We start from the raw sequence: 16919 nt of genomic DNA, 5'->3' as shown, positions 1-16919 counted from the left end.
GTTTACAATGCGCGCCGTTTACGACTTGCCAAGAGAACCCCGACCATGTCCGCCTGCCAGACGCCCCTGATCGTCGCCCTGGATTTCCCTACCCGTGACGCCGCCCTGAAGCTGGCCGACCAGCTCGACCCCGCCCTGTGCCGGGTAAAGGTTGGCAAGGAACTGTTCACCAGCAGCGCTTCGGGCATTGTCGAAACCCTGTGCGCGAAGGGCTTCGAGGTGTTCCTCGACCTCAAGTTCCACGACATCCCCAACACCACGGCCATGGCGGTCAAGGCTGCTGCCGAAATGGGCGTATGGATGGTCAACGTCCACTGCTCCGGTGGCCTGCGCATGATGGCGGCCTGCCGTGAAGAGCTGGCCAAGCGCAGCGGCCCGCAGCCGCTGCTGATCGGCGTAACCGTGCTGACCAGCATGGAGCGTGAGGACCTGGCCGGCATCGGCCTGGACGTGGACCCGCAGGAGCAAGTGCTGCGCCTGGCGGCGCTGGCCGAAAAGGCGGGCATGGACGGCCTGGTGTGCTCGGCACTGGAAGCGCCAGCGCTGAAGGCCGCACACCCGGCGTTGCAACTGGTGACGCCTGGCATTCGCCCTGCGGGCAGCGCCCAGGATGACCAGCGCCGCATTCTCACCCCGCGCCAAGCGTTGGATGCTGGTTCCGACTACCTGGTGATCGGTCGCCCGATCAGCCAGGCGGCAGACCCGGCCCAGGCGCTGGCAGCCGTAGTGGCGGAAATCCGCGGCTGATATCTGCCAATAAAAAGGGCCGACATGCGCAGTGCATGTCGGCCCTTTTTTATTGCCCTTGAATCAGGCAATAACCAGCGGCTGGAAGCCCTTGATCAGGTCATCCAGCGCCTTGATCTGCGCCAGGAACGGCTCCAGCTTGTCCAGCGGCAGGGCGCTCGGGCCATCGCACTTGGCCTGGTCCGGGTTCGGGTGAGCCTCCAGGAACAGCCCGGCCAGGCCAACCGCCATGCCGGCACGGGCGAGGTCGACCACCTGCTCGCGACGGCCACCGGAGGCAGCGCCAGACGGATCACGGTTCTGCAGGGCGTGGGTCACGTCGAAGATGATCGGTAGGTTGTCGCAGGTGCGCTTCATCACGCCAAAGCCCAGCATGTCGACCACCAGGTTGTCGTAGCCCATGCAGGTGCCGCGGTCGCACAGGATCAGCTGGTCGTTACCGGCTTCCTTGAACTTGTGCACGATGTTCTGCATCTGCGACGGGCTGAGGAACTGCGGCTTCTTGATGTTGACCGGCTTGCCAGTCTTGGCCAGGGCCACCACCAGGTCGGTCTGGCGGGCCAGGAACGCGGGAAGCTGCAGCACATCGACCACTTCGGCCACCGGCGCGCACTGGTAGATCTCGTGTACGTCGGTGATGATCGGGACGCCGAACTCGGCCTTTACCTTCTCGAAGATGCGCAGGCCTTCTTCCATGCCCGGGCCACGGTAGGAGTGGATCGAGGAGCGGTTGGCCTTGTCGAAGCTGGCCTTGAACACGTAAGGGATGCCCAGTTTTTCGGTAACCCGGACGTACTCGGCGCAGGCGGTCAGGGCCAGGTCCTCGGACTCGAGCACGTTGATGCCGCCGAAGAGGACGAACGGGGCGGTGTTGGAGCACTCGATGGTGGGGGTGATCTTGATCATGGTCTACTCTGCAAATCCCAGTCACTGGTTTCAGTGGCGATAGCCAATCTTACAGACTCACACCTTCAACACCAACTTGCCGAAGTTCTCGCCGCTGAACAGTTTGAGAAGGGTCTCGGGGAACGTTTCCAGCCCCTCGACCACGTCCTCCTTGCTCTTGACCTTGCCCGTGGCCAGCCAGCCGGCCATCTCCTGGGCGGCCTTGCCATAGTCCTTGGCGTGGTCCATCACCACGAAGCCTTCCATGCGTGCACGGTTCACCAGCAGCGCCAGGTAGTTGGCCGGGCCTTTGACGGCTTCCTTGTTGTTGTACTGGCTGATGGCGCCGCAGATGACGATGCGTGCCTTGAAGTTGATGCGGGTGAGCACGGCGTCGAGGATTTCGCCGCCGACGTTGTCGAAGTACACGTCAATGCCCTTGGGGCATTCGCGTTTCAGGCCGGCCAGCACGTCTTCGGCCTTGTAGTCGATCACGCCGTCAAAGCCTAGTTCGTCCTTGAGGTACTGGCACTTCTGCGCGCCACCGGCGATGCCGACCACATGGCAACCTTTGAGCTTGGCGATCTGGCCGACGATGCTGCCCACCGCGCCGGCAGCACCGGAAATCACCACGGTGTCGCCGGCCTTGGGCTGGCCGACCTCGAGCAAGGCGAAGTAGGCGGTCATGCCGGTCATGCCCAGCGCCGAGAGGTAGCGGGGCAGGGGGGCGAGGTTGGGGTCGATCTTGTGCAGGCCCTGGGGTTCACCGGTGAAGTAGTCCTGCACGCCGAGGGCGCCGCTGACATGGTCACCGGGCTTGTAGTCCGGGTGGTTGGAGGCGACCACTTCGCCCACGCCCAGGGCGCGCATCACCTGGCCGAGGGCGACAGGCGGGATGTAGGACTTGCCTTCGTTCATCCAGCCGCGCATGGCCGGGTCCAGCGACAGGTACAGGTTGCGCACCTGGATCTGGCCGGCGGCGGGGGCTTCGGCGGGTACCGTTTCGAAGGTGAAATCGTCACGGCGCACGGCGCCGACCGGGCGTTTGGCAAGCAGGAAGCGGCGGTTGGTCTGGGTCATGGCAGGTCCTTGTGGGCGATGAGGCACAGCGGTCAATTTAACCTGCTGATGCAGGTTGGTCCGCAAAATCACTGGTAAGCATGGTAGCCCAACCGCTGGCCTGATGATGCTGCCCAGCCGGGCGGTGGGCTGACTAGACTCTGGGTCCATCCATCACCCTCAGGAGCAGACGATGAGCATGACCTTTTCCGGCCAGGTAGCCTTGGTCACCGGCGGTGCAGCAGGGATCGGCCGGGCCACGGCACTGGCCTTTGCCCGCGAGGGCCTGAAGGTGGTGGTGGCCGATCTTGACCCGGTCGGTGGCGAGGCCACGGTGGCCTTGATTCGCGAAGCGGGTGGCGAAGCGCTGTTCGTGGCCTGTGACGTGACCCAGGACGCCCAGGTGCGCCAGCTGCATGAGCGCGCCATCGAGGCCTATGGCCGGCTGGACTACGCCTACAACAATGCCGGCATCGAAATCGAACAAGGGCGCCTGGCCGAGGGCAGCGAAGCCGAGTTCGACGCGATCATGGGCGTCAACGTCAAAGGCGTGTGGCTGTGCATGAAGTACCAGTTGCCGCTGCTGCTTGCCCAGGGCGGTGGTGCGATCGTCAACACCGCCTCGGTGGCGGGCCTGGGCGCGGCACCGAAGATGAGCATCTACGCTGCCTCCAAGCATGCGGTGATCGGCCTGACCAAATCGGCGGCCATCGAGTATGCCAAGAAGGGCATTCGGGTGAATGCCGTATGCCCGGCGGTGATCGACACCGACATGTTCCGCCGGGCCTACGAGGCAGACCCGCGCAAGGCCGAGTTTGCCGCAGCGATGCACCCGGTCGGGCGGATCGGCAAGGTCGAGGAAATTGCCAGTGCGGTGCTGTACCTGTGCAGTGACGGGGCGGCCTTTACCACTGGGCACAGCCTGGCGGTGGATGGCGGGGCCACCGCGATTTGAGTCGAGGGTGATGTGCGTTGCTTAACCTCTTGACGTTGAACGTTAAGTTGTGTAAAGGCGGATTGTTTTTCGGCTGTCTATACTTCCACTTCTCAAATTTTGGGGAGCTACAGTGGAAACAGACAGTGGCAACAAGCCTGCCCGGCATCCCTCGATCATGGATTTCTCGGCCTGTCGCGGGATTGCCGAAGGGCCCGTGTTCATTGTGGCGTCGGGCGCCTCTGCCAAGGGCTTCCCGATACAGCGCTTCGCGGATGTGCCGATGATCACGCTCAACGGCGCGATCTCGATGTTCCCGGAGCACGGCCCGCGCCCGTACTTCTACGTGTGCACCGACACCGGTTTTGCCCATCAGCAGCCTGACCTCTACGCAAAAGCGGTACGCCTTAGCCAGCGCCTGGCAATCTGGCCAAGTGAAGTCGGGGCACTCCCGGCGTCGACCAAGGCGCAAATCTTCCCGCTGGCCAAGGCAGCCCGCTCAAGCCTTCGTGACTCGCTTTTCAACCCCGACCCGCAGGTGGTGCGCAGCCGCGCATTCTGGGGTAACCGGTCGCGCTCCGTGGGTTTCAGCAAAGACCTTTCACAAGGGTTTTTCGATGCGCGCACGGTGGCCTATGCGGCGCTGCAGATTGCCTGCCACCTGGGTTTCAATCAGGTTTTCCTGGTGGGTGTAGACCTCGACCAGGCCGTGGGGCGTTTTTATGAAACCCCGGGCCAGGCGGCTTCTCGCTGTCATCTGGATGAGTCATACGAGCGGCGCATCCTGCCCTCGCTGAAGCTGATGGCTGACCGTGTGGTCGATGAGCATTTTGCCGTCTACAACCTGTCGGCTACGTCAAAAATCCCGGATTCGGTCATCCCCAAAATTACCGTCGAGCAGGCCCAGGCGATCATCCGTGGCAACGTTCACCAGGCCATGCTGTGCAGCCACCCCGCGTGACCGTCTACTTCCTCGGCTGGCAAGCCCGTTATGAGCAGATCATGATCGAAAACCTGGCGCAGTCGCACGCGGTGCGGGTGTTCCAGTTGCCTGGCTATGCTCGCCGGGGTGTGCGCCTGGCGCGGGCGCTGGGTGGTGCGCCGGCGTTGCTGAGGTGGCTGGGCAGGCGAGCCAGCGCCGCCAATCGGGCCACTGCCAGCGACCTGCTGGTGTGTAACGAGGGCCAGCTCAAACGTGGGCGCCAGCTGCATCTGGTGCAGGGTTTTCCTGGCCAGCGGGTGCTACTGATTCGGGACCTGGTCGATGCCGCCTTTGTTGAACGCATGCGGCCACTGTTCGATCGTGTCTACAGCTACGACCCCGTGCAATGCGAGCGTCTGGGCATGGTTCATCTGGAGCAGTTTTTCCCTTTCGATCCCGAAAGCGTCAGGCAACCGACCGCCGGGCGTGCTGCTGGCAGGCAGGGGCCGTTGTGCTTCTTCCTCGGGCGCGACAAAGGCCGTGCCCGGCGCCTGCAGGCCCTGGCGCAGGAGCTGGTCGGGCTGGGTTGCGCGCTGGATTTCCAGATCGTCAAGGACGGCACTACCCAAGCACCGGGCAGCTACCACGTCGACGCAGCGCTGCCTTACGAGGCCAACCTGGCCAGGGCCATGGCCTGCGATGTGCTGGTGGAGATCAACCAGCCGGGCCAGGCTGGCCTGACCTTGCGGCCGCTGGAGGCCGCGTTCTTCGACAAGCAGCTGATCACCGATAACCGTCGGGTCAGGGACACGGCCTTCTACCATCCCGACCGCTTCTATGTGCTGGGAGAAGAGCAGCGCGAGCTGCAAGCGTTCCTGGCCAGCAAGGCGCCAGGGGTGGCGCCGGATGCCCTGCGCCGACATACCCCGGCGGGGTTGCTGGAGCGCTTGTTGGAGGACGCTGTTCGGGGTTGAGTCGGCTCAATGGCTGCTGGCTTGTTGCACGCTTTGCCGGGTGCCTTGCAACGTCCCGGCAACGGCCACGCAACCCACCAGCAACACCCCGCCAAACCCCAGCAAGGCCACGCCCGAGCCCAGGCGGTCGCTCATGACCCCGGTCAGGATCACCGGCACGCTGAACCCCAGGTAGGCCAGCAGGAAGAACCCCGCACTGGCGCGTGTCTTCTCGGTTCCGGCCAGTTCGTTCACCGCCGTCAGCCCGCCGAGGTAGATGAACCCATAGCAGGCGCTGCTGGCTGCCACCGCGCCGCTCAGCACCGCCCACAGGCGGCCGCTGTCGGCGCCCCAGGCCAGCAAGGCATAGCTGCACGGCAGGATCGCCATGCCCAGCAAGGTGGCCGCGCGGCTTGACATGCGCCTGGCCAGCGGCTGGAACAGCAGGCCGCAGCTGATCACGCAGAACGTCGAGAACCCCGACCAGGTGCTCAAGCCGTGCTGGCGCAGGATCCCGGGCAGCAGGGCGATCACCAGCCCGACGCAGGCCCAGGCCAGCAGGATGGCCAGGCCATACACCACGCTGCCGCGGGGGTAGCAGGGCAGTCGCACCATGGCACTGCGCTGCGCCGGGCGTGGGTCGGGCAAGCGCCACACCAGCAGCACAGCCACTGCGCCCAGCAGCAACTGCAAGTGGAAGCTGCCGGGCGTCAGGCTCGGGCCGCGCAGCAGGTACAGGCTAGTCAGCGCCGCGCCCAGGCCAAAGCCCAGCGAAGTGCTGGCGGTGACCCAGTTGGCGGCACGAGCACTGCTGCCGGCGCCCATCAGCTCAGTCATGTAGGCGGTTGCCGTGGCTGAGGCCAGGCCGGTTCCCAGGCCCAGGAAGAAGCGCGCCACGCCCAGCGCCTGCAGGCTCGGTGCAAACAGCATGAGCAGGGTGGCAACCATCGACAGCACCAGCGCGGTGAGGATCAGCGGCCGTCGCCCGACCCGGTCGGCCAATCCGCCCAAGGCCAGCAACACCGGCAGCACGCCCAGCACGTAACCGGAGAAGGCCACTGCGGTGGCGCCGGCGCCCTGGCCGGAGAGGTCGGCGTAGGTGATGTAGAGCGGGGCCTGCAGGTTGACCGCCAGGGTGATCAGGCACAGGGCGAAGGCGAGCAGGGCGGGGGAGTGGTGCGAGGGCATGGGCGTGGTCCTGGTTCTTGGGTTGTCAGTACCGGCCCTTTCGCGGGGCCGGTAAAGGAGACATTGCCCTCAGCCCAGATACCCAACAAGGCACACCTTGGCCGCATTTATGGTTAACTGTTCGCTCAAAATCAGCAAACACTCAGCGCCATGCACTTCACCCTCGACCGCCAAAGCCCCACCCCGCTGGTGCAGCAACTCACCGACCATCTGCAAGCCTGGATCGAACGGCAGCGCCTGCGTCCTGGTGCCCGTCTGCCCTCGATCCGCAGCCTGGCCCGTGATCAGTCGGTCAGTGCCTCCTGCGTGATCGAAGCCTACGACCGTCTGGTCGCCAGCGGTTGGCTCGAGGCACGTCATGGCACCGGCTTCTTCGTCGCCGAGCGCAAAGCCACCGTCGCCGCCGAACATCAGCCGGTGTGGGGCGAGGCGGGTGATGGCAGCTGGCGCCAGTTCCGCGAAGGCCATGACGAACTGCTCAAGCTCGGCTGCGGCTGGCTGCCGAACAGCTGGCGCGCAGACGTCGAACTGGCCCAGGCGATCCGCCAGGTCAGCCGCGGCAATCCACAGGACCTGTTCGACTACTGCCCGCCGCTGGGCCTGGCCAGCCTGCGCCAGCACGTGCACAAGCGCCTGGCACGGCTGGACATCGCGGCCGGGCCCGAGCGCATCCTCACCACCCAAGGTGCCAGCCATGGCCTCGACCTGCTGGTGCGTACCTTGCTGCGCCCCGGCGACACCGTACTGGTAGAAAACCCTGGCTACTACAACCTGTACAACCTGCTGCGCCAGCATCAGGTGCGCATGCTGCCGGTACCGCGCACGGTTGCCGGCCCTGACCTTGCAGTGCTCGAGCGCTTGCTGGCCGAGCACCACCCGCGTTGCCTGTTCACCAACAGCCTGTACCAGAACCCCACGGGCACCAGCCTCGCGCCCAAGGTTGCCTATCGCCTGCTGGAGCTGGCCCGCGAATACGACCTGCGCATCATCGAGGACGATATCTACGCCGACTTCCAGGAAGGCCCGGCCACCCGCCTGGCCACCCTCGACAGCGAGCAGCGGGTGATCTACCTGGCCAGTTTCTCCAAGACCCTGAGCAGTTCGTTGCGGGTCGGCTACCTGGTGGCCGATGCGCCCTTGGTGGCGCGCCTGGCCGAACTGAAGATGGTCAGTGGCATCGGCACCTCGCGCTTTGCCGAGCAGGTGGTTGGGCAGATGCTGGCCAACGGCAGCTACCGCAAGAGTGCCCAGCGCCTGCGAGTGCGCCTGGGGCAGCACATGGCCAAACTGCTCGGGCAGCTGGAACAGTACGGCTGGCAGGTGTTCTGCGAGCCGTATGGCGGCATGTTCGTCTGGGCGCGGGTGCCCGGGCGGGACTTCGCCAGCCTCGAACGCCTGGCGCTGGAGCATGCGGTGTTGCTGACCCCGGGCAGTGCCTTCGACTACCAGGGCGCCGGCAGCGACTGGCTGCGGATCAATGTCGCCTACGGGCAGGACACCCGCGCCCAAGGCTTTCTTCAGCACGCAAGGCGACCTTCAGCTAGCTGATCGCGACACGTTCATAGCGATTTGACACCATTTTGGCGCCAGCCTCTTGTTACTAGGGCGATAAGGTTGCCACGCTTGGCCCTTGGCAAAACCTTGCACGGTGAAGGGGGATCGGCGATGGCGACGAGCAGGCACGGTGTTCTGGCCAACCTGGGCATGGCCCGCAAACTGGGCCTGGGGTTTGCCCTGGTGTTGCTGCTGACCGTCGCGGTGGCAGCCATCGGCATCGCGGCGCTGCACAGCGTTGGCCAGCGCTTCGACGGCCTGCGCCAGCTGGGCCAGATCAATACCGACCTGCTGCGGCTGCGCCAGCACGAGCAGGCCTTTGCCCTGCGCTCCGACATCAAGGAGGCCGAGGCCTTGCGCAGCGGCCTGCAGAGCCTTGCCGAGCGCGCCCGCAGCTTGCCAGCGCTGGCGGCTGCCGAGGCTGACCTGGCGGCTTACGGCCAGGCCTTCGAAGCTTTCGTCGAAGCGGTACAGGCCAAGGAGCTGGCGCTGGACATGGCCAGTTGGTCGGTGTCCAGCGTGGCCAACAACCTCGATGTGTTGCAGTCCGGCCTGGCCGACGATGCCACCTACACGCTCAAGCAGTCCCAGGGCCAGCAAGGTGGCGAGTTCCTTGAGCAGGCCGGCCAGGTGGCGCAAGTGTCGCGGCTGATGCTGCAGGCCATGGATGAAGCGCGGGTACGCCTGGACAAGAGCCGCAAGGGCGAAGAGGGCGAGCAAGGCCGTATCGCCCAGACGGTCGAGGCGGCGCAGTTGGTGGAGCAGCTCAAAGCCGCCGTCGGTGACGCGGGCTACCAGAGTGTGCTCGGCGAGGTGGCCGGGCACATTGCCAGCTTCTCCGACAAGCTCAATGAATACACCGACCTGCTGGGCAAGGAGCAAGGCATCAAGGCGCAGTTGCAGGCGCGAGCCGAGCAGGTCACGGGCCGGGTCGACCAGGCCTATGCCGTCGATCAGCAGGCGATGCAGGCCGAACTGGCGCGCAACAGCCTGGCCATCGCCCTCGCCACCGGGCTGGCATTGTTGGTGGGCCTGCTCGCCGCCTGGCTGATCACCCGCGCCGTGGTCGGCCCGCTCAAGCGCGTGATCGGCCGTGCCCAGCGCATTGCCGCGGGCGAGTTGAGCCTGGAGCACGAGGCGGCGCGCAGTGATGAAGTCGGCCAGCTGATGCAGGCCATGCAGCAGATGGCCGCCGGGTTGTCCGGGGTGGTCAGTGGCCTGCAGCAGGGTATCGAGCAGTTGGCTGGCAGCGCCCAGGCGTTGTCGGCGGTGACCGAGCAGACCAATCGCGAAGTCGGCAGCCAGAAGGAAGAGACCGAGCAGGTGGCCACCGCCATGCAGCAGATGACCGCCACCGTGCACGACGTGGCGCGCAATGCCGAAGAAGCCGCACAGGCGGCGCAGGCTGCCGATGAAAAGGTCGACGCCGGCCAGCGCGTGGTGCGCGAGAGCATGCAGCGCATCGAACAGCTGGCGACGGCCGCGGACACTGCCAGCGCCGGCATCGACAGCCTGAGTGCCGAGATCCACACCATTGGCGATGTGCTGGCGGTGATCAAGAGTGTCGCCGAGCAGACCAACCTGCTGGCGCTCAACGCGGCCATCGAGGCGGCCCGGGCGGGTGAGCAGGGGCGTGGTTTTGCGGTGGTGGCCGACGAAGTACGGGCGCTGGCCCGGCGTACCCGGCAGTCGACCGAGGAAATCGAGCGCCTGGTGGCCAGCCTGCGCGGCAATGCCCAGCAGTCAGTGGCGCAGATCCGCGGCAGTACCGAGCTGGTGCGCCTGGCCGTGGCGGATGCGCTGCAGACCGAAAGCGCGCTGGGCAGCATCGCGGTGGCGGTATCGTTGATTCAGCAGATGAACCAGCAGATTGCGGCGGCGGCCGAGCAGCAGAGTTCGGTGGCCGAGGAAATCAGCCGCAGCGTGACGCAGATTCGCGGCAGTGCCGACCAGGCGGCGCTGGCGATGCAGGACAATGCCCGCTCCAGTATCGAACTGGCACAGCTGGGCAATGACCTCAAAGGCATGGTCGGCCATTTCAGGCTGTGAAGATCTCTTGTAGGAGCGCCCTTTCGCGACACAAGGCCGCTCCTACAAGGCCTTGCGCGGGTTGAGGATCAGCAAGGTCAACACCCCCGCCACGATTCCCCAGAACGCCGAGCCGATCGAGAACAGGGTCAATCCCGAAGCCGTCACCATGAAGGTGATCAGCGCCGCCTCGCGCTCCCTGCCCTCGCTCATGGCCACGGTCAGTCCGTTCATGATCGAGCCGAACAGCGCCAACGCCGCAATCGACAGCACCAGCTCCTTCGGCAGTGCCGCGAACAAGGCCGCCAGGGTGGCGCCGAACGTGCCGGCAATGCCATAGAAAAGCCCGCACCACACTGCCGCGGTATAGCGCTTGCTCGGGTCTTCATGGGCGTGCGGCCCCGTGCAGATCGCCGCACTGATCGCCGCCAGGTTGACCCCATGCGAGCCGAACGGCGCCAGCAGCAGCGAAGCCAGGCCCGTCGTTGAAATCAACGGCGAGGCGGGCACCTGGTAGCCGTCGGCGCGCAGCACCGCCACGCCAGGCATGTTCTGCGAGGTCATCGCCACCACGAACAGCGGGATGCCGATGCTGATGGTGGCGGCCAGCGAGAAGCTTGGCGTGGTCCACACCGGGGTGGCCACCTCCAGCTTGAAGCCACTGAAGTCCAGCAGGCCGAGGGCGCCGGACAGTGCCGTGCCCACCAGCAAGGCGGCCAGTACGCAGTAGCGCGGCGACAGGCGCTTGACCAGCAGGTAGCTGAAGAACATGCCCAGGACCAGCAGGGTGCGGTGCTGGGCGGCAACGAAGATTTCGCTGCCGATCTTGAACAGGATCCCGGCCAGCAAGGCCGAGGCCAGTGATGCCGGGATGCGCTTGACCAGGCGCTCGAAGCTGCCGGTCAGGCCGCAGATCAGCACCAGCAGCGCACAGGTGATGTAGGCACCGATGGCTTCGCCGTAGCTGACCCCGCCCAGGCTGGTAATCAGCAGCGCCGCGCCGGGGGTCGACCAGGCCACGGTAATGGGGGTGCGGTAGCGCAGCGACAGGCCGATGCTGCACGCCGCCATGCCGATCGACAGTGCCCAGATCCACGAAGAAATCTGCGCGTTGGTCAGGCCGGCTGCCTGGCCGGCCTGGAACATCAGCACCAGCGAGCTGGTGTAGCCGGTGAGCATGGCGATGAAGCCGGCGACCACCGCCGAGGGGGAGGTGTCTGCCAGGGGCCGCAGGCGTGCGGAGGTGGCATCGGTCATGGGGTTGGGTCCTTGTCCATGTGTAAGCATTTTTTTCAGACTAACGCGGGGCGGATTGATCCTTGCCATACAGCAGGCATTGCTTTTAGCCGTACAGTCGCCAACTATTGGGCACGAATGCGCAACTGCATGGGAGGGAATGGGCGATGTTCAAGGTGTATGGCGACTACCAGTCCGGTAACTGCTACAAGGTCAAGCTGATGCTCAGCCTGCTCGACCGCCCGTATGAATGGCACGCGGTGGATATCCTCAAGGGCGAGACCGAAACCCCTGAGTTTCTGGCCATGAACCCCAACGGCAAGGTGCCGGTGCTCAAGCTCGAGGACGGCACCTGCCTGTGGGAATCGAACGCCATCCTCAACTACCTGGCCGACGGCAGCGAGTTCCTGCCCAGCGAGCCGCGCCTGCGGACCCAGGTGTTGCAGTGGCAGTTCTTCGAGCAATACAGCCATGAGCCGTACATTGCCGTGGCGCGGTTCATCCAGTTCTACCTGGGGCTGCCGGACGAGCGCGTGGAGGAATACCGCAAGCTGCACAAGGGCGGTTACAAGGCGTTGAAGGTGATGGAGCGGCAGTTGCAGATGACGCCGTATCTGGTCGGAGACCAGTACTCGATCGCCGATGTGGCGCTGTATGCCTATACCCATGTGGCGCATCAGGGCGGGTTCGACCTGGCCGATTACCCGGCAGTGCGCGCCTGGCTTGGGCGGGTGGCCAGCCATCCGCGGCATGTGCCGATGGTCGACTGAGCTGGCGCCGCTCCTACAGGGACCGCGCAGGGCTTACGCGAAGCGCTTGTCCAGATAGGCAATGATGGCCTTGGATTCATACATCCAGGCCACCTTGCCCGCTTCTTCGATGCGCAGGCACGGCACTTTCACCCGGCCGCCGCCTTCGAGCAGGGCCTGGCGATGCCCGTCGTCGTTCTTGGCATCACGCAACGCCACCGGCACATTCAGGCGGTGCAGGGTACGGCGGGTCTTCACGCAGAACGGGCAGGCATGGAACTGGTACAGCGCGAGGCCCTTGGCCTCTTGCTCGACACGCGCCTGGGCCGCCGCATCACGCTTCTGCTTGGCCGGGCGGCTGATCCAGTCGCCGAACACGATGAGCTGGCCGAGGCCGACCCGCAGGGCTTTGACGATCATGGGCTACTCCTGAAATGCAAAAGCCGACCCCTGGGGGCCGGCTCGGGTCATGCGCCGATCACTTGATCAGGCTGAGGAACTCGCTGCGAGTCGAGGCGTTTTCACGGAACTCACCCAGCATCACCGAAGTGAGCATGGTCGAGTTCTGCTTCTCCACGCCACGCATCATCATGCACATGTGCTTGGCTTCGATGACCACCGCCACGCCAGCGGCGCCAGTTACCTGCTGCACGGCCTCGGCGATCTGGCGGCTGAGGTTTTCCTGGATCTGCAGGCGGCGGGCGAACATATCGACGATGCGCGCGACCTTCGACAGGCCCAGGACCTTGCCCTTGGGCAGGTAGGCGACGTGGGCCTTGCCGATGAAAGGCAGCATGTGGTGTTCGCACATCGAATACAGCTCGATGTCCCGGACCAGCACCATCTCGCTGTTGTCGGAGGTGAACAGCGCGCCGTTGGTGACTTCTTCCAGCGTCTGCTCATAACCGCGGCAAAGGTACTTCATGGCCTTTGCAGCCCGCTTGGGCGTGTCGAGCAGGCCCTCACGGGAGACGTCCTCGCCAAGTTGGCTGAGGATCTCGGTGTAGTTCTGTTCCAGGGACATGTATCTACCTGTGGGTAAAAATCGCAAAAAGGAAGGGTACGGCGCCGCGCGCGGCGCTGCAAGCACGGCGTTACTCGTCGCGGCCTTCCATCATGGTTCGCTTGAGCATCACATAGACCGCGCCAGTGCCGCCATGGCGGGCCTGGCACGAGGTAAAGCCGAGCACTTGCGGGTGCTGGCGCAGCCAGGTGTTGACGTGGCTCTTGATCATTGGGCGCTTGCCGTCCAGGCGTGCGGCCTTGCCGTGGGTCACCCGTACGCAGCGGACTTCCAGCTGAGTGGCTTCGGCGATGAAGGCCCACAGGGTTTCACGGGCCTTTTCCACGCTCATGCCGTGCAAGTCGAGGCTGCCCTCGAAGGCGATCTGGCCAAGCTTGAGCTTGCGAATCTGGCTTTCCTGCACGCCGTCGCGGCGCCACATCAGCTCGTCTTCGGCACCGACATCGATGACAAACTGGTCGGACAGGCCGTCGATCACCAGGGTCTGGTCACTGCGCACTGTCGCGGCCTGGCGCAGGCCGGCCAGCTGCTTGCGGTCGGTTTTCGGCTTGCCCACCTCAGCGCGATCGTGCTTGATCGGCTTGACGCCGCGCACTTCAGCGCTGAACAGGGAAAAATCGTCGTCTTGCATGGTGCCTCCACGTGGGCGGCGTAGTTTACGCGATCAGCCCTGTGGCGTCTGCATTGGCCTCAGTCATGCTTCTTCATCAGGTGCGGCGACAGGTTCAGCTCGCGCCCGCGGCGCAGGCGGATACGGCTGCGGCGCCAGAAGCGCACGCCAAGGTACAGCAGCAACAGCCCGACCACGGCCACGATGCCGGCCAGCGGGCGGTTGGCATTGAGTTCGGCCAGGGCGGTGTAGTTGCCGAGCAGCCCGGCGATGCCGGCCATGGCCAGCAGCACGCCGAGCGTAGCGATCAGGGCCGACAGGCCGGCGGCAATACGCGCACCCCAGTTACGCGGTTCCCGCGGGCGCAGACGCTTGGCGTCGAAACTGCCTTTGAGCTTCATTCCAGTTTCCTCTGTGGACATCCGGAATTCGACCTGGGCCCGGCCCTCGGGTTCCGCCCGGCTGCCGGGCGGTCATCGCAGCGTCAGCTCAGATCAGGCTGGCGGTAGGGGCGACACAGGCGAAGTTGTCGGCCATCACGGCCATTTCGCACGCGTGGATCTGCGCGGCGGGGATCACCTGGTCCTTGAGCGCCAGGTCGCGGGTTGCCGAGGCGTCTTCCACCAGGGTGCAACGATAACCATAGTCCTTGGCGCGGCGCACGGTGGTGCTGACGCTGGAGTGGCTCATGAAACCGCACACGATCAGGTCCAGGTGCCCCAGCTCCTGCAGGGTGTCGTGCAGCTTGGTGTTCTTGAAGGCGTTGGGCATGCGCTTTTCGATGATGATTTCACCTTCGCGCGGCTCCAGGCCCGGGATGAACTGGCCGGCCGGGCCCTGCGGGTCGAAGCGCCCGCCAACGGTACCGAGGTGGCGAACGTGGATGATCGGACGGCCGGCCTTGCGGGCGGCGTCGAGCAACCGGGCGATGTTGGCCACGGCCTCGTCCATGCCCGACAGCTGCAGAGGACCGCTCAGGTATTCCTTCTGCGCATCGATGATGATCAGGCTGGCTTGGCTCAGCTTGGCCGGCGGGTAGTCGCGACCAGTGAGGCGGAACATCGTGGTTGGAACGGACATCAAGGGCTCCTTGGGTAGGGCTTTTGTATACCTATTCTCCCTTGCCTTGGCGCCAATGGGAATGGTTGACATCGCAAGCGGCGTGGTTACTGGCCTGTGGCCTGCCGTTGGGGCATCGCGGCGAACAAATGTGCGGGTGGGGCTGTTAGACTTTTGTACGGTCTGAATTAGGAGTACCCCGTGATCACATCTCGTCTGCGCACGTTGCGCGACCATATCCGCTGGGCGGTCAGCCGCTTCCATGAGCACGAGCTGTTCTTCGGCCACGGTGCCGACAATGCCTGGGACGAAGCCCGCCTGCTGGTGCTGGGCGCCGTGCACCTGCCATGGGAAATCGCCGACAGCTACCTGGACTGCCAGCTCGAGGACGACGAGCGGGTACGCCTGCAGCACTTGCTCAAACGCCGTATCGAAGACCGCGTGCCAACCGCCTACCTGCTGGGCGAAGCCTGGTTCTGCGGCATGTCGTTCATCGTCGACGAGCGTGTGCTGGTGCCCCGTTCGCCGATCGGCGAGCTGATCGAAAAGCGCTTCGAGCCGTGGTTGGCGCAGGAGCCGGCACGCATCCTCGACCTGTGCACCGGCTCCGGCTGCATCGGTATCGTGGCAGCCGAGGTGTTCCCCGAGGCCGAAGTGGTGCTGGCCGACCTGTCGTTCGACGCGCTTGAGGTGGCCAACCAGAACATCGAGCGCCATGGCCTCGACGAGCGCGTATTCACTGTGCAGGGTGACGGTTTCGCCGGCCTGCCGGGGCAACGTTTCGATCTGATCCTGTCCAACCCGCCGTACGTCGATGCCGAGGACTTCGGCGACATGCCGGCCGAGTATCACCACGAGCCGGAAATGGGCCTGGCCTGCGGCAATGACGGCCTGGACCTGGTACGGCGGATGCTGGCCGAGGCGGGCGACCACCTGACCGACAAAGGTTTGCTGATTGTCGAGGTCGGCAACAGCCAGGTGCATGTCGAGGCGCTGTACCCGGAAGTGGACTTCGCCTGGCTGGAGTTCGAGCGTGGCGGGCATGGTGTGTTCATGCTCACCGCCGAGCAGTGCCGTCAGCACCAGGAGCTGTTCAAGGCTCGCGTCTGATGCTGGATTGCTTGGGCCGCAACGCGGCCCCAGCTGTTTACCGGGTAGCGATCCAGATCAGCAACCCCGCCTGGAACACGGCAAACGCCACCAGGCAGGTGATGGTAAAGCGCAACCCGCTGTCCTCACGGCGGTACTTGGCCACCCGTTCATCCCGCTCGCGCAGTTGCCCCTCTTTTTCCAGCAACTGCTGTTCGGCCTGTTGCAGCATCCCCGCCGTATCGAGAATCCCCAACTGCTGCACCTTCTCGGTATTCCAGCCGCCCTTGAGCTGGTTCACCGTGGTGTCGAGGGTGCGGCCTTTGAGGTGCTGCGGGTCGGCGTATTCCACTTCCATGCCGCTGGCAGTGATGAAGCGGTCGCGGCGCAGGCGGGTATCTTCGTTCAGCGCATCCTTGTTCGGCAGCGCCATGCCTTCGACCCGGTAGTTCGACCAGCGCCGCTGCAGCCACTGCACGGCCTGGCCGAGCATGAAGCGGCCGAGGCCACGGTTCAGCGGCTCCAGTTGCAGGCCGCTGTCGCTGCCGAGGGTCACCAGGCGCTCGGTGTGATCCACCCGCACATCCAGCTGGTTCTGCTCCTTGCGCACTTTCTGCCCGGGCAGGCGGATTTCCATGCGCAGCAGGCTGTGGGCCTTGTCATGGCGCTCGGCGTAGGCGAACTCGACGAAGCGCAATGGCCGTGCACCGCTGTTGCGGTCGGTGGGCAAGGGCGCCAGGCGCAGCAGCTGGAAGTGTTCGACGGCAAGGTCGGCCCAGGGCAGGGCGGCAGGTTCCGGGGCGTGCGGCTCCTCGGCTGGCTCTACGGCGGCGGGGGCATCGGTCATCAAGGCATTTCCTCAGATACGGGCGGGCGCTGTCG

General features: G+C 65.1%; 18 protein-coding genes and 1 pseudogene. 9 read left to right on the top strand and 10 right to left on the bottom strand.

What is annotated here, in order from left to right; all coding sequences use genetic code 11:
* Positions 1 to 45: 45 nt before the first annotated feature.
* Positions 46 to 747 (top strand): orotidine-5'-phosphate decarboxylase, encoded by a 702-nt coding sequence (pyrF, locus tag ACIPZ8_RS16810; protein ID WP_054886624.1) that lies wholly within the window; start codon positions 46 to 48, stop codon positions 745 to 747.
* Between the two features lie 63 nt (positions 748 to 810).
* Here pyrF and kdsA read toward each other — a convergent pair whose 3' ends face one another.
* Positions 811 to 1653 carry a 3-deoxy-8-phosphooctulonate synthase gene (gene kdsA / locus ACIPZ8_RS16805; protein WP_152959350.1) on the bottom strand — a complete coding sequence of 281 codons (843 nt, stop codon included), beginning with the start codon at positions 1651 to 1653 and terminating at the stop codon, positions 811 to 813.
* Between the two features lie 57 nt (positions 1654 to 1710).
* Positions 1711 to 2712, bottom strand: coding sequence for an NADP-dependent oxidoreductase (locus ACIPZ8_RS16800; protein ID WP_400725275.1), 1002 nt, complete (start codon positions 2710 to 2712; stop codon positions 1711 to 1713).
* A gap of 172 nt (positions 2713 to 2884) precedes the next feature.
* Between ACIPZ8_RS16800 and ACIPZ8_RS16795 the strand changes: the two genes are divergently transcribed.
* From ACIPZ8_RS16795 to ACIPZ8_RS16785, 3 genes are all read left to right on the top strand, one after another.
* Positions 2885 to 3646: an SDR family oxidoreductase gene (locus ACIPZ8_RS16795; RefSeq protein WP_400725272.1), complete on the top strand. Its 762-nt coding sequence runs from the start codon at positions 2885 to 2887 to the stop codon at positions 3644 to 3646.
* Between the two features lie 112 nt (positions 3647 to 3758).
* Complete coding sequence (locus tag ACIPZ8_RS16790; RefSeq protein WP_400725269.1) at positions 3759 to 4586, top strand: lipopolysaccharide biosynthesis protein; 828 nt, start codon at positions 3759 to 3761, stop codon at positions 4584 to 4586.
* Entirely contained in the window at positions 4568 to 5521 is a 954-nt protein-coding gene (locus ACIPZ8_RS16785; protein WP_400725267.1) for a hypothetical protein, read from the top strand. The genes ACIPZ8_RS16790 and ACIPZ8_RS16785 overlap by 19 nt, the downstream gene beginning before the upstream one ends.
* 6 nt (positions 5522 to 5527) lie before the next feature.
* Here ACIPZ8_RS16785 and ACIPZ8_RS16780 read toward each other — a convergent pair whose 3' ends face one another.
* Entirely contained in the window at positions 5528 to 6688 is a 1161-nt protein-coding gene (locus ACIPZ8_RS16780; protein ID WP_400725264.1) for an MFS transporter, read from the bottom strand.
* 150 nt (positions 6689 to 6838) lie between these two features.
* Here ACIPZ8_RS16780 and ACIPZ8_RS16775 point away from each other — a divergent pair, with 150 nt between their 5' ends.
* From ACIPZ8_RS16775 to ACIPZ8_RS16765, 3 genes and pseudogenes are all read left to right on the top strand, one after another.
* Positions 6839 to 8236 carry a PLP-dependent aminotransferase family protein gene (locus ACIPZ8_RS16775; protein ID WP_400725261.1) on the top strand — a complete coding sequence of 466 codons (1398 nt, stop codon included), beginning with the start codon at positions 6839 to 6841 and terminating at the stop codon, positions 8234 to 8236.
* A 117-nt stretch (positions 8237 to 8353) separates the two neighbouring features.
* Positions 8354 to 9430 (top strand): annotated as a pseudogene (locus ACIPZ8_RS16770) (HAMP domain-containing protein); the annotation flags it as partial.
* On the top strand, positions 9410 to 10291 hold the full coding sequence (locus tag ACIPZ8_RS16765; RefSeq protein ID WP_400725652.1) for a methyl-accepting chemotaxis protein: 882 nt from the start codon (positions 9410 to 9412) through the stop codon (positions 10289 to 10291). The pseudogene ACIPZ8_RS16770 and the gene ACIPZ8_RS16765, both read left to right, overlap by 21 nt.
* Positions 10292 to 10333: 42 nt before the next feature.
* Here ACIPZ8_RS16765 and ACIPZ8_RS16760 read toward each other — a convergent pair whose 3' ends face one another.
* Positions 10334 to 11527 (bottom strand): benzoate/H(+) symporter BenE family transporter, encoded by a 1194-nt coding sequence (locus ACIPZ8_RS16760; protein WP_400725258.1) that lies wholly within the window; start codon positions 11525 to 11527, stop codon positions 10334 to 10336.
* Positions 11528 to 11673: 146 nt separating this feature from the next.
* Between ACIPZ8_RS16760 and ACIPZ8_RS16755 the strand changes: the two genes are divergently transcribed.
* Positions 11674 to 12276 (top strand): glutathione S-transferase family protein, encoded by a 603-nt coding sequence (locus ACIPZ8_RS16755; RefSeq protein WP_400725256.1) that lies wholly within the window; start codon positions 11674 to 11676, stop codon positions 12274 to 12276.
* 33 nt (positions 12277 to 12309) lie between these two features.
* Here the strand turns inward: ACIPZ8_RS16755 and ACIPZ8_RS16750 are convergent, their stop codons facing one another.
* The 5 genes from ACIPZ8_RS16750 to ACIPZ8_RS16730 form a co-directional block, all read right to left on the bottom strand.
* The gene (locus tag ACIPZ8_RS16750) at positions 12310 to 12675 is read right to left on the bottom strand and encodes a glutaredoxin (protein ID WP_400725253.1); all 366 of its coding nucleotides are present in this window, start codon (positions 12673 to 12675) and stop codon (positions 12310 to 12312) included.
* Between the two features lie 58 nt (positions 12676 to 12733).
* The gene (gene folE / locus ACIPZ8_RS16745; RefSeq protein ID WP_103449647.1) at positions 12734 to 13279 is read right to left on the bottom strand and encodes a GTP cyclohydrolase I FolE; all 546 of its coding nucleotides are present in this window, start codon (positions 13277 to 13279) and stop codon (positions 12734 to 12736) included.
* 70 nt (positions 13280 to 13349) lie between these two features.
* Positions 13350 to 13910, bottom strand: a complete 561-nt coding sequence (locus ACIPZ8_RS16740; RefSeq protein ID WP_400725250.1) for a Smr/MutS family protein — start codon at positions 13908 to 13910, stop codon at positions 13350 to 13352.
* Positions 13911 to 13969: 59 nt separating this feature from the next.
* Positions 13970 to 14290 (bottom strand): hypothetical protein, encoded by a 321-nt coding sequence (locus ACIPZ8_RS16735; RefSeq protein ID WP_400725247.1) that lies wholly within the window; start codon positions 14288 to 14290, stop codon positions 13970 to 13972.
* Between the two features lie 88 nt (positions 14291 to 14378).
* On the bottom strand, positions 14379 to 14969 hold the full coding sequence (locus ACIPZ8_RS16730) for a cysteine hydrolase family protein (protein WP_027919522.1): 591 nt from the start codon (positions 14967 to 14969) through the stop codon (positions 14379 to 14381).
* 180 nt (positions 14970 to 15149) lie between these two features.
* Here ACIPZ8_RS16730 and prmB point away from each other — a divergent pair, with 180 nt between their 5' ends.
* A complete protein-coding gene (gene prmB / locus ACIPZ8_RS16725) occupies positions 15150 to 16058 on the top strand; it encodes a 50S ribosomal protein L3 N(5)-glutamine methyltransferase (protein ID WP_054883674.1) in 909 nt (302 codons plus the stop codon).
* 37 nt (positions 16059 to 16095) lie between these two features.
* On the opposite strand, the gene ACIPZ8_RS16720 is transcribed toward prmB, so the two are convergent.
* The gene (locus ACIPZ8_RS16720; protein WP_400725243.1) at positions 16096 to 16884 is read right to left on the bottom strand and encodes a hypothetical protein; all 789 of its coding nucleotides are present in this window, start codon (positions 16882 to 16884) and stop codon (positions 16096 to 16098) included.
* Positions 16885 to 16919: the final 35 nt, after the last annotated feature.

It is taken from the genome of Pseudomonas sp. NPDC089422 (assembly GCF_044749405.1).
GTDB lineage: Bacteria > Pseudomonadota > Gammaproteobacteria > Pseudomonadales > Pseudomonadaceae > Aquipseudomonas.
This window is presented reverse-complemented; position numbering and strand designations above follow the sequence as displayed.

What these genes read in the sequence shown, in the direction of transcription:
- kdsA (WP_152959350.1), bottom strand. Translation starts at nt 1,653, where the DNA reads ATGATCAAGATCACCCCCACCATCGAGTGCTCCAACACCGCCCCGTTC.
- ACIPZ8_RS16775 (WP_400725261.1), top strand. Translation starts at nt 6,839, where the DNA reads ATGCACTTCACCCTCGACCGCCAAAGCCCCACCCCGCTGGTGCAGCAA.
- folE (WP_103449647.1), bottom strand. Translation starts at nt 13,279, where the DNA reads ATGTCCCTGGAACAGAACTACACCGAGATCCTCAGCCAACTTGGCGAG.
- ACIPZ8_RS16730 (WP_027919522.1), bottom strand. Translation starts at nt 14,969, where the DNA reads ATGTCCGTTCCAACCACGATGTTCCGCCTCACTGGTCGCGACTACCCG.
- ACIPZ8_RS16780 (WP_400725264.1), bottom strand. Translation starts at nt 6,688, where the DNA reads ATGCCCTCGCACCACTCCCCCGCCCTGCTCGCCTTCGCCCTGTGCCTG.
- pyrF (WP_054886624.1), top strand. Translation starts at nt 46, where the DNA reads ATGTCCGCCTGCCAGACGCCCCTGATCGTCGCCCTGGATTTCCCTACC.
- ACIPZ8_RS16795 (WP_400725272.1), top strand. Translation starts at nt 2,885, where the DNA reads ATGAGCATGACCTTTTCCGGCCAGGTAGCCTTGGTCACCGGCGGTGCA.
- ACIPZ8_RS16740 (WP_400725250.1), bottom strand. Translation starts at nt 13,910, where the DNA reads ATGCAAGACGACGATTTTTCCCTGTTCAGCGCTGAAGTGCGCGGCGTC.
- ACIPZ8_RS16735 (WP_400725247.1), bottom strand. Translation starts at nt 14,290, where the DNA reads ATGAAGCTCAAAGGCAGTTTCGACGCCAAGCGTCTGCGCCCGCGGGAA.
- ACIPZ8_RS16755 (WP_400725256.1), top strand. Translation starts at nt 11,674, where the DNA reads ATGTTCAAGGTGTATGGCGACTACCAGTCCGGTAACTGCTACAAGGTC.
- ACIPZ8_RS16800 (WP_400725275.1), bottom strand. Translation starts at nt 2,712, where the DNA reads ATGACCCAGACCAACCGCCGCTTCCTGCTTGCCAAACGCCCGGTCGGC.
- ACIPZ8_RS16750 (WP_400725253.1), bottom strand. Translation starts at nt 12,675, where the DNA reads ATGATCGTCAAAGCCCTGCGGGTCGGCCTCGGCCAGCTCATCGTGTTC.
- ACIPZ8_RS16720 (WP_400725243.1), bottom strand. Translation starts at nt 16,884, where the DNA reads ATGACCGATGCCCCCGCCGCCGTAGAGCCAGCCGAGGAGCCGCACGCC.
- ACIPZ8_RS16760 (WP_400725258.1), bottom strand. Translation starts at nt 11,527, where the DNA reads ATGACCGATGCCACCTCCGCACGCCTGCGGCCCCTGGCAGACACCTCC.
- ACIPZ8_RS16765 (WP_400725652.1), top strand. Translation starts at nt 9,410, where the DNA reads ATGCAGGCCATGCAGCAGATGGCCGCCGGGTTGTCCGGGGTGGTCAGT.